At 58.2% G+C, this 15,400-nt stretch carries 11 protein-coding genes and 1 tRNA gene; 4 read left to right on the top strand and 8 right to left on the bottom strand.

Translation table 11 applies throughout. The features are described 5' to 3' along the window. The first annotated feature begins 8 nt into the window (after positions 1–8). The gene (locus NYP16_RS05420) at positions 9–506 is read left to right on the top strand and encodes a tRNA (cytidine(34)-2'-O)-methyltransferase (RefSeq protein WP_274943103.1); all 498 of its coding nucleotides are present in this window, start codon (positions 9–11) and stop codon (positions 504–506) included. Beyond that, on the top strand, positions 503–1,387 hold the full coding sequence (hemF, locus tag NYP16_RS05415; protein WP_274943102.1) for an oxygen-dependent coproporphyrinogen oxidase: 885 nt from the start codon (positions 503–505) through the stop codon (positions 1,385–1,387). The genes NYP16_RS05420 and hemF overlap by 4 nt, the downstream gene beginning before the upstream one ends. 170 nt (positions 1,388–1,557) lie before the next feature. Here the strand turns inward: hemF and groL are convergent, their stop codons facing one another. The 6 genes from groL to NYP16_RS05385 form a co-directional block, all read right to left on the bottom strand. Next, the gene (groL, locus tag NYP16_RS05410) at positions 1,558–3,210 is read right to left on the bottom strand and encodes a chaperonin GroEL (RefSeq protein WP_274943101.1); all 1,653 of its coding nucleotides are present in this window, start codon (positions 3,208–3,210) and stop codon (positions 1,558–1,560) included. 60 nt (positions 3,211–3,270) lie between these two features. Then, positions 3,271–3,558 carry a co-chaperone GroES gene (groES, locus tag NYP16_RS05405; protein ID WP_274943100.1) on the bottom strand — a complete coding sequence of 96 codons (288 nt, stop codon included), beginning with the start codon at positions 3,556–3,558 and terminating at the stop codon, positions 3,271–3,273. Between the two features lie 389 nt (positions 3,559–3,947). Then, positions 3,948–4,127, bottom strand: a complete 180-nt coding sequence (locus tag NYP16_RS05400; RefSeq protein ID WP_274943099.1) for a PEP-CTERM sorting domain-containing protein — start codon at positions 4,125–4,127, stop codon at positions 3,948–3,950. Then, on the bottom strand, positions 4,124–4,876 hold the full coding sequence (locus tag NYP16_RS05395) for a hypothetical protein (RefSeq protein WP_274943098.1): 753 nt from the start codon (positions 4,874–4,876) through the stop codon (positions 4,124–4,126). The genes NYP16_RS05400 and NYP16_RS05395 overlap by 4 nt, the downstream gene beginning before the upstream one ends. A 192-nt stretch (positions 4,877–5,068) precedes the next feature. Further along, positions 5,069–7,771 (bottom strand): TonB-dependent receptor, encoded by a 2,703-nt coding sequence (locus NYP16_RS05390; RefSeq protein WP_274943097.1) that lies wholly within the window; start codon positions 7,769–7,771, stop codon positions 5,069–5,071. Between the two features lie 730 nt (positions 7,772–8,501). Continuing rightward, positions 8,502–8,576, bottom strand: a tRNA-Gln gene (locus tag NYP16_RS05385). A 246-nt stretch (positions 8,577–8,822) separates the two neighbouring features. Between NYP16_RS05385 and NYP16_RS05380 the strand changes: the two genes are divergently transcribed. Continuing rightward, on the top strand, positions 8,823–9,818 hold the full coding sequence (locus NYP16_RS05380) for a GDP-mannose 4,6-dehydratase (RefSeq protein WP_274943096.1): 996 nt from the start codon (positions 8,823–8,825) through the stop codon (positions 9,816–9,818). A gap of 46 nt (positions 9,819–9,864) precedes the next feature. Further along, positions 9,865–10,662: a YdcF family protein gene (locus tag NYP16_RS05375; RefSeq protein WP_274943095.1), complete on the top strand. Its 798-nt coding sequence runs from the start codon at positions 9,865–9,867 to the stop codon at positions 10,660–10,662. Between the two features lie 126 nt (positions 10,663–10,788). Here the strand turns inward: NYP16_RS05375 and NYP16_RS05370 are convergent, their stop codons facing one another. Together NYP16_RS05370 and NYP16_RS05365 are read right to left on the bottom strand one after the other, a co-directional pair. Further along, complete coding sequence (locus NYP16_RS05370) at positions 10,789–12,096, bottom strand: nucleotide sugar dehydrogenase (protein WP_274943094.1); 1,308 nt, start codon at positions 12,094–12,096, stop codon at positions 10,789–10,791. 141 nt (positions 12,097–12,237) lie between these two features. Further along, positions 12,238–15,387: a YjbH domain-containing protein gene (locus NYP16_RS05365; protein ID WP_274943093.1), complete on the bottom strand. Its 3,150-nt coding sequence runs from the start codon at positions 15,385–15,387 to the stop codon at positions 12,238–12,240. Positions 15,388–15,400 lie beyond the last annotated feature (13 nt).

Raw genomic sequence — 15,400 nt, 5'->3', positions numbered from 1 at the left:
GATTGGTTATGAGATTAGCCCTTTTTCAGCCCGACATCCCTCCGAACACCGGCACCATGCTGCGCATGAGCGCCTGTTTCGGCATTCCCGTCGATGTCATCGAACCCTGTGGCTTCCCCTTCAGCGAGGCGGCGCTCCGGCGGGCGGGCATGGACTATCTGGACAAGGTGCAGCTGACCCGGCATCTTGACTGGCAAAATTTTCTCGCAACCATCGGCCACGGCCGGGCGGACGGCCCCAGGCTCGTTCTCCTCACCACCAAAAGCGCCGTCCCGCATACGGATTTGATCTATCGCAAGGACGATATCCTGCTTGTGGGTCAAGAAAGTGCCGGCGCCCCACCCGAAGTGCATGCCGCGGCCGGAGCCCGGGTGCGCATCCCCATGCAAGCGGGGACACGTTCCCTCAATGTGGCGATCTCGGCCGCCATCGTGCTGGCCGAAGCACTCAGACAAACCGGCGGCTGGCCGCAGGACGACCAAATAGAACAAGGAACAACCCCATGACCGATCAGATGGCCACGCCCTCCCCCACCGATGACCAGAAAGCCCACGCCGTCGCCTGGTTCCAAAGCCTGCGCGACCAGATCTGCGCCGCCTTCGAAGCCATCGAGGATGACTATGACGGCCCGCTCAGGGACATGGCCCCCGGCCGCTTTGAACGCAAAAGCTGGATCCGCGACAGTCATGACGGTGCCGCAGACACCGGCGGCGGCACCATGTCGATCATGAAGGGCCGGGTGTTCGAAAAAGTCGGCGTCAATATTTCAACCGTGCATGGCAGTTTCGCCCCGGAATTCGCCAAATCCATTCTGGGTGCCGAGCAGAACCCGAATTTCTGGGCGTCCGGCATCTCGCTTGTGGCCCATATGCGCTCGCCCCTGGTGCCTGCGGTCCATATGAACACCCGCCATCTTGTCACCAGCAAAAGCTGGTTCGGCGGCGGCGCGGATCTCAACCCCGCCCTCCCGAACGATCAGGACACGGCGGACTTCCATGCCGCCCTCAAAGCCGCCTGCGACGCCCATGACCCGACCTATCACCCGCGCTTCAAAGCCTGGTGCGACGAGTATTTCTTCAACAAGCACAGAAACGAGCCACGCGGCGTCGGCGGCATTTTCTATGACTATCTTGAAGACGACTGGGAAGCGAATTTCGCCTTCACCCAGGACGTCGGCCGGGCCTTTCTCAAGGTCTATCCCGAGATCGTTCGCCGCCATATGAACAAGCCCTGGACCCCGGAAGAACGCGAACATCTGCTGATCCGCCGCGGCCGCTATGCCGAGTTCAACCTGGTCTATGACCGCGGCACCCTGTTCGGTCTCAAAACCGGCGGCAACATCGATGCCATCCTGATGTCCCTGCCGCCCGAAGCCAAATGGCCGTGATCACCGTAGCCTGATGACTGGATTGCTTCGGCTCCGCCTCGCAATGACGGATGCCTTGTCATTGCCGGGCTTGACCCGGCAATCCACCTCACCACCCCGCCATATCGAATAACAGCAAGGGCCGCTCCATGGGAGCGGCCCTTGCTGTTTCAGACTGATGAGTGCTGGACTTAGAAGTCCATACCGCCCATGCCGCCCATACCGCCCATGCCACCTGGCATGCCGCCCATGGAAGGCTTGTCGTCCGGCAGATCAGCAACCAGAGCTTCGGTGGTGATCAGCAGACCAGCGATCGAAGCTGCGTCCTGAAGAGCCGTACGCACAACCTTGGTCGGGTCGATGATGCCAGCCTTCACGAGGTCGCAATAGACTTCCTTCTGAGCGTCGAAGCCGAAGTTGACTTCAGTGCTTTCAAGGATCTTGCCAGCAACCACGGCGCCGTCATGGCCGGAGTTTTCAGCGATCTGACGAGCTGGCGACTGCAGCGCACGACGCACGATGTCGATGCCGACGGTCTGGTCGGAGTTCTGACCGGCCAGGCCATCAAGCGAACGGATGGCATAAAGCAGAGCCGTACCGCCGCCAGGAACGATGCCTTCTTCGACAGCTGCGCGGGTTGCGTGCAGCGCATCGTCAACGCGATCCTTGCGTTCCTTAACTTCAACTTCCGTCGCGCCGCCGACCTTGATCACAGCTACGCCACCGGCGAGCTTGGCAAGACGTTCCTGCAGCTTTTCACGGTCATAATCAGAGCTTGTGAGCTCGACCTGCTGACGGATCTGGCTGCAACGAGCTTCGATACCGCTTTTTTCGCCTGCGCCATCAACGATCGTGGTGTCGTCTTTGGTGATCGTGATCTTCTTCGCATGGCCAAGCATGTCGAGGGTGACGGTTTCAAGCTTGATGCCGAGGTCCTTGGAGATGACCTGGCCACCCGTCAGGATAGCGATGTCTTCCAGCATGGCCTTGCGGCGATCGCCGAAGCCCGGAGCCTTGACAGCAGCGATCTTGAGGCCGCCGCGCAGCTTGTTGACGACGAGGGTGGCAAGTGCTTCACCTTCAACGTCTTCAGCGATGATGAGAAGCGGACGGCCGCTCTGCACCACAGCTTCGAGAAGCGGCAGAATGCTTTGCAGGTTCGACAGCTTGTCTTCATGGAGAAGAATGTAAGGGGCTTCAAGTTCGACAGCCATCTTCTCGGCATTGGTGATGAAGTAAGGCGACAGGTAGCCGCGATCGAACTGCATGCCTTCAACGACATCGAGTTCTGACGCGAGGCTTTTCGCTTCTTCAACCGTGATGACGCCTTCTTTGCCAACCTTTTGCATGGCTTCGGCAATCATGTCGCCGATGTCTTTTTCGCCGTTGGCCGAAATGGTGCCGACCTGAGCGATTTCAGCGTTGGTGGTGACTTTCTTCGAGCGGGACTCGAGGTCAGCCGTGACCTTTTCCACAGCCAGATCAATCCCGCGACGGAGGTCCATCGGGTTCATGCCAGCGGCCACAGCCTTCATGCCTTCACGCACGATGGACTGAGCGAGAACGGTGGCGGTGGTGGTGCCGTCGCCAGCGATATCATTGGTTTTCGAGGCCACTTCACGCACCATCTGGGCGCCCATGTTCTCGAACTTGTCTTTCAATTCGATTTCTTTAGCAACCGAAACGCCGTCCTTGGTGATGCGCGGAGCGCCGAAGGACTTTTCGATCACGACGTTGCGGCCCTTTGGACCGAGGGTCACTTTTACTGCGTTGGCGAGAATATCAACGCCACGGAGCATGCGCTCACGGGCATCAGCGCCAAATTTCACTTGCTTTGCAGCCATCTGATTGAACTCCCTGGAATTCTTTAAATCTGAACCGAGTGGAAAAGCGTCGCGGCAAACTTAGCCGATCACGCCCAGGATGTCGGATTCCTTCATGATCAGGAGATCCTTGCCATCGAGCTTCACTTCGGTGCCGGACCATTTGCCGAACAGCACACGATCACCAGCTTTGACGTCAAGCGGGGTGATTTTGCCATCTTCAGCCTTATGGCCGGTGCCGACGGCGATAACTTCGCCTTCGCTCGGCTTTTCCTTGGCGGTATCCGGAATAATGATCCCGCCTGCGGTCTTTTCTTCACCTTCAACCCGGCGAACGAGCACACGGTCATGCAAAGGACGGAAACCCATCTCAGTAACCTCTTTCAAGTTGATGAGGCCGCCGGGATCCGGCAGCCTGCTCCCCAAATTTTTGCCCCTGAGGCGAGGAACGCCCGAGGCAGGATCATTAGCACTCACGTTGACTGAGTGCTAACACGCTATCGGATATGGGAGAGCCCAGGAGATGAGTCAAGGGGACAAGGCAAAAAAACAAAAAACCATCGGCCTGCCTCCCCTTTCCAGATCATCGACCACCCCGCAAAACCTCACCCCGTCATTGCGAGGCGCAGCCGAAGCAATCCAGACTGAGGCAACCATCTGGATTGCTTCGTCGGCTGCGCCTCCTCGCAATGACGGGGAACATGGAAAAGGGGCGGTCCGTTGCTGGACCGCCCCCTTTAAACACCAAAGTCTGTAGATTATGTAGCCTTGCGACGCCGGCCCAGCCCCAGGCCGAGAAGCCCGAGCCCGAGAAGCCCAAGCGCGGCTGGCTCCGTAACATCATCTGATACAGGGACATCGAACCCGCTGATCACCAGAATCCGGTTGGGCCCACCATAAGTCGAAAACAGGAAATCTCCGGTCAAGGGATCGATCACAGCTCCCTCGCCCCCCTGAGGCCAGACAGGAAGTCCTGACGCGATGCGATAATCGGATTGCCATTAGCATCTATCTGATAAGCGGCAACCTTTCCTGCACCGTACTCCGAGAGAAGAACGCTATCTAAACCACCAAAACCTGGATTTTGGCCCGCGACATAAGCGATGCCCTCCGTGCTGCGGCCGAAGGCGAGATCCCAGACCACGGCCAGGTCATAAAGACCGTTGCCATCCTCGGTCAAAGTCGCTGTATACCAAAATCCATAGCTGAAACTGGCGATCTTCAGCTGACCAGCCCCATCAAACCCCAGCGGCACAAAGGCAAGAGTGCCGACCGAATCACCAACGGTCACCCCAAAGTCTGAGAGGTTGATGATCTTGTCCGGGGTGGTGCTGCCCGGCTTATATTGCAACAGCGTGTTGTTCGGGTAACCCGTGGCAAAAAGCACCCCACCGGGTCCGAATGTCAGACCGCCGTCGATGTAAGAGGCCGTTGCATAGGGCTGAGAGGCTCCCGAAAATCCGATAATGTGATTATCGGCATCGCGGATGACATCAATCTGACGAATGGTGCCTCCAGGACCATTCGCATAATTGCCAACAAGCAATGTGTCGTTGTTGAGAAAAGTAATCCCGCCCATATTGGGCACCATCCCACCAGGGGTCCCGAGATCATTGCAGTTATAGGAACCATCAAAGGCCGCGCCGAAGGTAACCCCGAGGCAGGGAGCAGCCTGGGCACTGCCCATGACAGCAAGCCCGGATGCGATTGCCCCAGCCGCAATCAGGCAAGACGAGAAAATTTAGTCATAAATCAGCCCTTACTTTAAGCATATATTTCTACTTAATCCTAAAGCAAATAGCGGGCCCCGATCTTCAAAAAATCAAACAAAAAGGGGTGGCCCTGCGGCCACCCCTTCCCGATCTCATAAACGCCCGGCTTAGAACTTGGCGTGAATAGCTGTGTAAAAATAACGACCCACGGTGTCATAGGTCGACGGATCGGTATTGGTATCATCATAATCGAAATAGAACGGCGGCCGTTTGTCGAAGGCATTCCGCACCCCGACGACGAGTTCAAGGCCGTTGTTGAATTTATAACCACCCTGAAGGTCATGATAGGTAAAGGCGTTGATAGGATAGCGCACCGAGCCTGCATTGGGATTGTCCCGCGTGGTGAAGGACTGGCTCTTGCCGATCAAACGGCCCGTATAAGTGGCCGCCCAATGCTCATCGCTATAGGCAACCAGCCAGCTCAACCGCAGCTTGGGGTTGGCATCGATATTCAAGCCGCCCGTGTAACCGGCAAAGGTCTCGAAAGGCAATCCCGGGAAGGGCTGCTTATCGAACTTCAGAAGATAGGTTCCGGCCACCATATAGCTCATGGTGCCGGCGTTACCGATCGGATGGGCATAATTCACGGCAAAATCTATGCCTCTGTTTCTAAGGCGCCCGATATTCGAGGTCTGGGTGACAATCCGGGTCAACTGACCGCTTTGATCACGCGGTTCGATCAAGCCGCAGAGCGGGTTAGCCGCCATGACCGGGCTGCTTAGGCACTGGTCCAATATGACCTGCACATCAAGCACATCGATGGCGTCCTTCACGTCGATATTATAATAATCGACAGTGATCGACAGATTGGGCACGAAGGACGGTGCGAACACCACACCCACAGTCCAGGTGCTGGCGCGTTCTTCTTTCAGATTGGCATTGCCCTCCTCGACAGAATTAACCTGAGTATCCCGCTGGGCAAACGTCGCCGGGTTTCTTACACCCTGCACCAGACAGTTCGCGATAACTGTCGAATTGCTCGGGTTGTCGCAAGGGTCGCTGAAGGTCGGGAAGTTGATCTTGCGTCCGGCAAAAAGTTCCAGTGCATCTGGTGCGCGGAACGCCTTCGAATAAACGCCGCGAAACCGCAAGGAACTTACAGGTGCATATTCAGCCCCGACTTTCCAGCTGAACACCCCGCCAATCGTGCTGAAATCCGAATAGCGCCCCGCAATATTGACGCCGAGATAATCGACGAAGGGCCGCGAGGAGACGATCGGCACGTTCAGCTCGCCATAGATTTCCTTCACGTCATAGCTGCCCTTGCTGGACAACCGCTCACCATCGCTGGACGCCCCGCTTTCGGTGATCGTATCCACCATATCATTATAGGATTCCCGCCGCCAGGCGACGCCGGTGGCCAGGCCGATCTTGCCCGCTGCGGTTTCAAACAGGGTGCCGGTCAGATTGGCTTCGCCGATGTCCTGCTGCACCGTTTGTTTGGAAAATTCCGTATAGCGGATGAAATCAACCTGTTGCTGCGTGAGATTGTTGCCGAACAGATTGGTCTGAACACAACCGGGAGAGGTCAGACAGCCCACGGGGTCCAGGAACCCCTGATTGATATGATCCAGACGGCCGAGACCGGCCACCTGAGCATTCAATTCATTCCGCCCGGTGGTATAGGAGACATCATAGGACCAATCTTTCGATACCTTGCCCTTGAGGCCGCCGACGATGCGATAGGTATTGACCTCCTGCGAATAAAGCCGGGCCGAGCCGACATCCGCCAACCGGCGGAACAGCAAGACATCCTCGCCGAACGGATTGAACGGATTATCCGACGGCACGAAGAATCCCGTGGTGTTCGGGACCACCAGAGGCGGCGGTGCCAGGGACTGGCTTGAATTCCGCTTCACATACAGGCCTTCGACGTAGGCCGTCATGAAATCGGTCAGGTCATATTCCGCCTGGCTCGCCGCAGAGATGCGCTTCTGCGGGGTCATGTTGTATTGGAAGTTGGCATAATTGAACCGGTTGGCATCCGTCAGCGGAGAGAAGTCAATGCCGTTCGGAGCCATCACCACCGCATCACCGGTATCAAGCCGAAAAGCCGTACCGGTCGGCGTGAAGGAGCTGCCGGTCGTATGCACATCGACCTTGCCGTTATCAAGAAGATCGGCATCCTTCGGCGCCGAGGAGAAATCGCGATCCCGGCTGAACACCGGACGTTGCTTGAAATAGCCCACATTGACCCAGGCCCGACCGCGATCATCCTTGCCGAACTTGCCGCCGAATGTCATGTCGCCGGAATATTGCTCGCCATCGCCCTGCGCCGACATCCCGGCCTCGGCATTGACGGCGAACCCTTCGAAGTCGCGCTTGGTGATGATATTGATCACGCCACCGATGGCGTCGGACCCGTAAATGGCCGACGCGCCGTCCCGCAGCACCTCGACGCGCTCGATGATCGCTTGCGGAATATTGTTCAAATCGACGTCGAGCGAAGTCCCCAGATTATCCGTCGCCACCATGCGGCGACCATTGACCAGAACCAGGGACCGCTGGCTGCCAAGCCCGCGCAGGTTGACAGACGCCGTGCCGCGACCGCCGTTGTTGGTTTGCGATGTGGTCTGTGACCCCATGGCCTGCGGGATGATCTGCAACGCATCAGCAATCGACGTGGTGCCGCGCTGCTTGAGGGTTTCTTCGCTGATAACCGAGATCGGCGCCGGGCTTGTGACGTCCGAGCGGAGGATGCGCGATCCCGTCACCGTGATTTGTTCCATCGGCATGGCAGGTTGCGGTTCCGCCGCAGGTTGCGCAGCTGCGGATACGCCGAGCGCCGCGCTGCCAATCGCCACGGTCATGGCGACCGTCGACAGCAGGAAACGACGCGATGTCTTCCTTTGTTTAATCCCAATGTGATTCAAAACTGTTCCTCCATTGGAGGGGGGCTATCACCCCCGTCATCCGTTGCCATTCTCACAAGGAAGCGCCAAGCAGTCAGGCGCTTCTGTGTTTCTTAAGCAAACTGTGGGGTCTACCCACATGGACAACTCGGTACGCAACTCGGTACGCAACTCGACTCTGGTCCTGAGAAGGACGCTCCTAAAACGATAAATTGAGATGGCTTATAAGCAACAAATAATATGCATACCTCGTGCACAAAGGTCACAGAATTGGGGTTATTTTTTATCAGAGTTACAAAAAAGACACGGTCCTGAGGCCTGCCTCTTTAAAATTAGATCGATTGCCCAAAATATTTAATTATAAATCAGATATATAGTTTTAAAAAATCTCAACCCTGACAAAGCTCGCCCTGAAGCAAATCCCAAATTAATTGCCAGGCTAGTGGCTAGCCATATTTTCAGGACACATAAGAAAACTCAAGGATTCAAAAGTGATCGGGACCTCTAGAGAATTAGAGCTCCCCAGCCCATCCGAACGGAAATTGCATCAGGATACATAATTTATGCACATATTTATCTCCGGCCTGTTGCGCTCAAAGCACAAGCGGCCGCATGCTCTATCCGACGCAGGATCAGGCCGCAGATAATTCAGATAACAAGCGAGATTACAGCCTGAGTTTAAAGATGATGGCTGGGGCGGGAGGGGTCGAACCTCCGCATGGCGGAATCAAAATCCGCTGCCTTACCACTTGGCTACGCCCCATCAGTCCATCAGGTCCCTTGCGGGAGCCTGTCATCCGCCCCTGAGGGCGGGCCGTGTTGCTCGGCTTCGGGGCGCAACATAATGCGCCTCGGCGATGGATGCAACGGCGGAATAACACTCGATTGCATTTCCTTGTCTTAGCCCCGCAAAGCCGTTGCCCTCGCTGCCAAAATCCCCCATAAAGAGGCGAATTTCGGCATATCCGCGCCGGAGAATAGTTCGGCGGGCACAATCGAGGACGGCTTCATGACCATTCTGGTGACAGGCGTTGCGGGTTTTATTGGTTCCACAGCGGCAAAACGCCTGCTCGCACGCGGCGAGCGCGTCATTGGCATCGATAATCTGAACGATTATTACGACGTCAGCCTCAAGGAAGCGCGTCTTGCCGATATCGGCGGCGACAATAACTTCACCTTCCACAAGGTGGATTTCGCCGATTTCGCCGCCCTGACCACAGCCCTGAAAGGCGAAAAAGTGCGCCGGGTCATCCATCTTGGGGCCCAGGCCGGGGTACGCTATTCGCTGACCAATCCTTTTGCCTATGCGCAGTCGAATCTGATCGGCCACCTCAATATGATGGAATATTGCCGTCACCTCGACAGTTTCGAACATATGGTCTACGCGAGCTCAAGCTCGGTTTATGGCGGCAATACGGAGATGCCGTTCTCGGTCAATGACCGGGTCGACAATCCGGTCTCGCTTTATGCCGCGACCAAGAAGTCCGACGAGCTGATGAGCCAGGCTTATTCGCATCTTTATCGCATGCCCATGACCGGCCTGCGCTTTTTCACCGTCTATGGCCCCTGGGGCCGGCCCGACATGGCGCTGTGGATTTTCACCAAGGCCATTCTTGAGGGCAAGCCCATTCATGTCTTCAACCATGGCGACATGCGCCGCGACTTCACCTATATCGACGATATCGTAACTGGCGTACTTGGCACCATGGACAAGGCCCCGCTTGACGACGGCAGCCTGCATACCATCGGTTCGAACGCTCCGCACCGCGTCTATAACATCGGCAATAATCAATCCGAACAGCTCACCCGCATGATCGAGGTGCTGGAAGACTGCCTCGGTCAGAAGGCCGAGAAGATTTTTGAACCGATGCAGGCAGGCGACGTCAAGGAAACCTATGCCGATATCGAAAGCCTCAAGGCCGATATCGGGTTCAAGCCCTCGACCACCATTGAAGTCGGCATTCCGAAATTTGTGGACTGGTACCGCAAATATCACAATATCTGAGATGCCCGCTCCACTCTGAGAACGGGCGCCACTGGAGAAGAGCCGCATGTACGGACTCGCCGCCAAACTGTTCTGGGGTCTGTTCGCTCCCGCCAATCTGATCGGCCTTCTCGGCGCGTTCGGTTTGCTTGCGGCTGTGCTGCGCTGGCGTGAGATTTCCGTGCGGCTGATTGGGCTCTGTCTGATCTTGCTTGTGTGCTTCGGCTTTCTGCCGCTTGGCCAGATCCTGATCCGCCCGCTTGAAAACCGCTTCCCCATGGCGGCGCCCACCGACATTGCCCGGGCGCGCGGGATTATTGTATTGGCCGGTTCAGAAAATCCGAGCCTGACCGAAAGCCGCAGTCAACCGGCCCTCGGCGAAGCCTCGACCCGGCTTCTCGCAGGTGTGGAGCTGGCCAAACGGTTCCCCAAGAAGCCCCTGATCTTCACCGGCGGGGAGCCGAACGAAAATGGCATCACCCAGGCCGACGTGGCCGCCATGGTCTTTGAAACTCTGGGCGTCGATACCAGTCAGGCGCTCTATGAAAAAGAATCCATGAACACCTATGACAGTGCGCTGAAAACCCGCAGCCTTGTCAAACCACAGGGAAAAGAACCCTGGATCCTGGTGACCTCCGCCTATCACATGCCGCGCTCCATTGCGGTTTTCGAAGCGGCGGGCTGGACCGTGATCCCCTACCCTGTCGACTATCAAACTCGTGAAAGCGGGCTGGATATCGGGATTAATGTGACAAAGCGTCTGAGGGTTTCAGACCTTGCTGTCCATGAATGGATTGGGCTGCTGGTCTATAGCCTGCTCGACCGCACCAATGATTTCTTTCCCCATCCGAAAGAAGACAGTTAGGCCACGACCTTAACTGTCATACCCGGGCTTGACCCGGGTATCCATAGCTCCACCGGCAGAACGGGTGGCAAAATGGATTGCCGGATCGAGCCCGGCAATGACATTATGCGCAAATGTGGATCTGCCTTAAAGGGTCCAGCGGCGGACGCCTTCTGGTAGTTTCAGGCCGCGCCACATGCCTTTGATGTCGGCGATGATGCCGCCCGGTTTTACGAGGGCCACGATTTCTGACGGCGTCAGGGCCGCGTAGTCGTTATGGGTCACCGCGGCGACCACGCCGTCATAGCCGCCGTCTTCCTGCGCTGCTGCCACCACATCGCCGAGAGTGCCGGTCTTGAGGTCAACGCCATATTCATGCTGGGCTTCGTCCACATCTGCCATGGGGTCATGAACATCGACCCGGAAGCCGCGGCGTTCCAACCCGCGGATCACGTCGATCACCTTGGAGTTGCGCAGATCCGGTACGTTTTCCTTGAAGGTCAGGCCAAGCACCAGCATGCGTCCGCCGCCCTGGACCTGAGCCGTGATGCGTTCGGCGATGAAATCGCCCATGCCGTCATTGATCTTGCGGCCCGAGAGGATGATCGCCGGATCGTGATTGATCTGCTTCGCACGTTCGGCAAGATAAAACGGATCGACACCGATGCAATGGCCGCCCACGAGACCGGGTTTGAAATTCAGGAAGTTCCATTTGGTCCCGGCAGCATCCAGCACGTCATAGACTGAAATCCCGAGTTTCTGGAAAATCATGGTCACTTCGTTGACGAAGGCGATATTGATGTCACGCTGGGCGTTTTCAATGACCTTGGCGGCTTCGGCGGCGCGGATATTCGCGGCCCGGAACACACCACCCGTGGTGACCGCGCCGTAAAGACCGGCAAGTGTCTCGGTCACGGCGGGGGTCTGACCGGCGATCACCTTGGTGATGCGGTCCACGGTATGTTCACGGTCGCCCGGGTTGATGCGCTCGGGCGAGTAGCCAAGGAAGAAATCCTTGCCGCATTTCAGCCCCGACCCTTTTTCAAGGAGCGGCCCGCAGACTTCCTCGGTCACGCCGGGATAGACCGTGCTTTCATAGACGACGATCGCGCCCTTTTTCAACAGTGGCGCGATCATGTTGGTGGCACCCCGCACCGGCGAAAGGTCCGGCTTGTTATGTTCATCGACCGGCGTCGGCACGGTGACGACGAAAATATCGAAGTCCTTGATCTCGTCCGCGCTGCTTGTCACATGAAGCGAGCTGGCCTTGAGTTTTTCCGGCTCCACCTCCTCGGTGCGGTCGATGCCTTTGCGGAGTTCGTCAATCCGGCGGGCATTGATGTCGAGGCCCGTGGTCTTGAAATGCTTCGCAAGCGCCACCGCCAGCGGCAAGCCGACGTAACCGAGACCGATCACCGCCACCTTGGTATCCGGAGAAAGATGTGCTGCCGTCATGGTAACCTCAATATTTCGCTATGAATCTGGCCCAAAAAGATGCGGTCAGAATAGTGGCGAGATTGGCGAAATGCAAATCCCGGATCCTCTGGATGCAACTTCAATTGCTCTATAAATGCGACATGAAGCCTTAAAAAAGCTTCAATACAATAAATTGCGCCAATCGGCTTCAAGACTTGGCCGCGCCCCATCGCGCAGCAGGTCATAAAGGCCCGGGCCCTTATCCAGCGTCTGCCCGCCATCCCGATTGAGCGCGCGGAAAGCCAGTCCGAAATCGCGCCGCATGGACCAGGGCAGCACCAGATCAAGCGGCACCGACAGATAAAGCCCCTTGGCCGGCGCGTCGCCACCATAACGGGCATTCGACATATCGGTCACCGTGGCCCAGGCCCCGAAACGCACACCATTCTCGAACAAACGGGAGACATCAAGCGTCGCCCCCCAATCCCCGGCCAGATAGCGGCCGACGCTCAGTCGCGTGTCAAGGCCGTAGCGGGACCATGTATGATAAAGCGTCGCCTGTCCCGTAGTGACCGCGTAATCGGCAAAGCCGAATTTCTGATCATAGCCGCGCTTTTTCACGTGATTGAGATCGAGACCAAAAGCGAACCGTGACGCCTGCGGCACATAGAGCAGTTCCGCCCCGACGCCACCATACATGCGTTCAAAATAGCCCGCCGACAGTCGCAGATAGACATCATTCAGGGGTTGCGCCGTGTAATCCACACGCGCGTCACGAAGGGCCGTGCGCCCATCGGCGGCATAACGGGCGATATCACTGCGGACGACGGGCCCCGCCCCGGCTGGACGCCCGTTGATCTCGTCAAGGGTTCCGCCCAGTTCGCGGCTGAGGGTCGCCGTCAGTTTGACATGGCGCAAAAGATCAAGCGAGGCGCTCGCATTGCCGTAAAGACCGACCCGGTAGCCATCGGCCCCGCTGCCGAAATGCTGGACGACCTCGGGATAGACGGCCCAGCGGAAGCCGTACCAGCCATCTTTGGCCAAACGCCAGTCCCGACTTTCCGGGAAATCCGCCTGTGCACGGCTGAATTCCGTGTGAATCCAGACTTCCTCAGGACTGCCGAGACCGTTGGCGGCGCGTTCGAAATCCCGGCGAAGGAAGCGCAGGCGACCGGCTTCGACACCGTCTTCGACGGTAACGAGTTCGAACCAATCCACATCCAAAGGTTGCCCCGCGCTCAGAGCACGGGCGGCGCGGCCAATGGCTTTGGCCGGTTGGCCATAACGATCATTGGCAAAGGCAAGCGTCGCTGTGCGTCCATCCAAACGAGCGGCGACCGGGCGCAAACCTTCGTCACGGGCGCGGTCAAAAATATCACTGGCTTCAGCCGTCGTCAGCGGAGCGAGACGCTGTGGCTTGTCCAGCGGCGGCAAGGGTTCGGGGACTGGCGGCACGGCGGCAGGCGGCGGCGCGCTTGCCGCAACATAGCCAAAAAACGCGGTATGCTTGAGCACCGGATGCTTTGCATCCGCGAATGGATTGGCGCGATACCCCGAGGGCAAGATATCCTTTTCAGGCGGTTTTTTCGGTGCCGTGACCACCGCCACTGCTCGGTCGCTGCGATAGGCCGTGAGCTCGACCGCGTCCACCGATGCACCGAGAATGGCGCGGGCCTGGGTGGCGGCGCGCTGTAGCCGGTCGGCCCCCATGTCGCGGGTGAGGTCGGCGGTGATGACAGCCGCGCGGCCCTTGATGTCAAGGCTGCGCAGTCTTAAACCGGCCTTTTCAAACAGGCTCGCGATCTGCGATTGCTGACGCACGACCGTGAGATCGGCGGCCGCCGCACGGGTCAGACTGTCTGCGGTCTCGACCGTGACTTTGCCATCTTCCGGCACCAAGCCCGACAAGGCCACCGCCGCGCTGGCCGCCGTCCCCTCGCTGCCATTGACGGAGGCTTCCACATCGCCGCCGCGGAGCGTCACGCCGCGCACACCGCCCGACTGCAAAAGATCGTTGAAGCTCGCATCGGCGCGGGTGAAACTTGCCACCATATCGCGGGTGAAGCGCTGGCCAGCGCCGCCCGCCTCGGACCCCAGACGATTGCGGATGAGAATGGCATCATAGCCCGGCGGCAGATTGGCAAAGGTCACTTCGGCAGCAAGCAGAGCCTGCCTGGCCTCAAGCCCCGGTGCGAGGGACAGGGTCACAGTCAACGTCCCCGTCGCATTCACATCAATGAGCGGCTCATCAAGTCCGGCGAAATAGAGCGCCCGTGTCACCCGCATCACGGTTTCGGCTGGCAGTCCGTTCGAGAGAGCCACATTCGGACTTGCAGCCAGTTTCGCCAGCATCACGGCGTCGATGGTCTGAGCGCCCTGATCCGGGTCCGGTTGCGGCGACACCGCCACCGCGATGGGCGCGGGATCAAAGCGTTTCTGGGCTGGCACCAGTTGCTCCGGATTGAAACGGAGGGCGAGGCTTAGGCCAAGCGCATTGCCGCGCAGGAGACCGGCCGAAACATGGACCCAGGACAACGGCCGGTAATCAACCCCGATATTGAGCGGAAAGCCGCCGCGCGCCGGTTCGTCCAGTGGCAGCCCCCGGGGATCGCCGCCATCATATTCAAGCTTGAGACTGAGCCCCTGGACCGGCGTCACATAAGCGATGCCGCCAAACACTCCAAAGTCGCCTGAAAAATAATTCCGTAGCTGCGGTACACCGCCGCTGTGCCGATCGCGGGTCCGGCCTGTGATCCGGCTCAAGGGATTGCCGAGACTGTCACGCGACCCGAGGTAGCCCCAGCCAACCCCGGCGCTCACGTCGAACTTGCCGAAGGCTTTTGAAAACACGAGATATTCACCCGCGAACGGGCCGTGGCCCAGGGCATCGCGGAACCCGATGGCCACGCTTGGGAAACTGCCGCCTTCGTAGAGACGGATTTTAAGATCAAGCGCGCGGTCAAAATCATCCGCTGTGCCATGCGCATCCGAAAAGCGCGCCGTGGCCTCAAGCCAGGGCAAGGCCTGCCAGGTCAGATAGGCCCCATAGAACGGATCCTGGAAGCTGGTGCCGAAGACAACTTCGCCGTCAGGCAGCATGCGCGCAGTCGGCGTCGCCAATAGCCCGACACCCCCGAGCAATCCCGGCGAGGCCGCGTCGGAGATATAGGCGGAAAAGTCGCTTGCCCCAGTCGGCGCGATCGTCTGAGCCTCAGCCCCGAATCCGCCGACAGAAAGCGCGGTCCAGGAACAAAGGCCAGCGACCGACAGGAGACGGGCCGAACGCGACACCCCGCGTCCGGCTTTGGATCCTGCCCTATAGAGCCTCATGGACCCGACCCTT

It is taken from the genome of Govania unica, assembly GCF_027920805.1.
Lineage (GTDB): Bacteria > Pseudomonadota > Alphaproteobacteria > Sphingomonadales > Govanellaceae > Govanella > Govanella unica.
The sequence above is the reverse complement of the archived record's forward strand: the minus strand, read 5'-3'. Positions and strand labels throughout refer to the sequence as shown.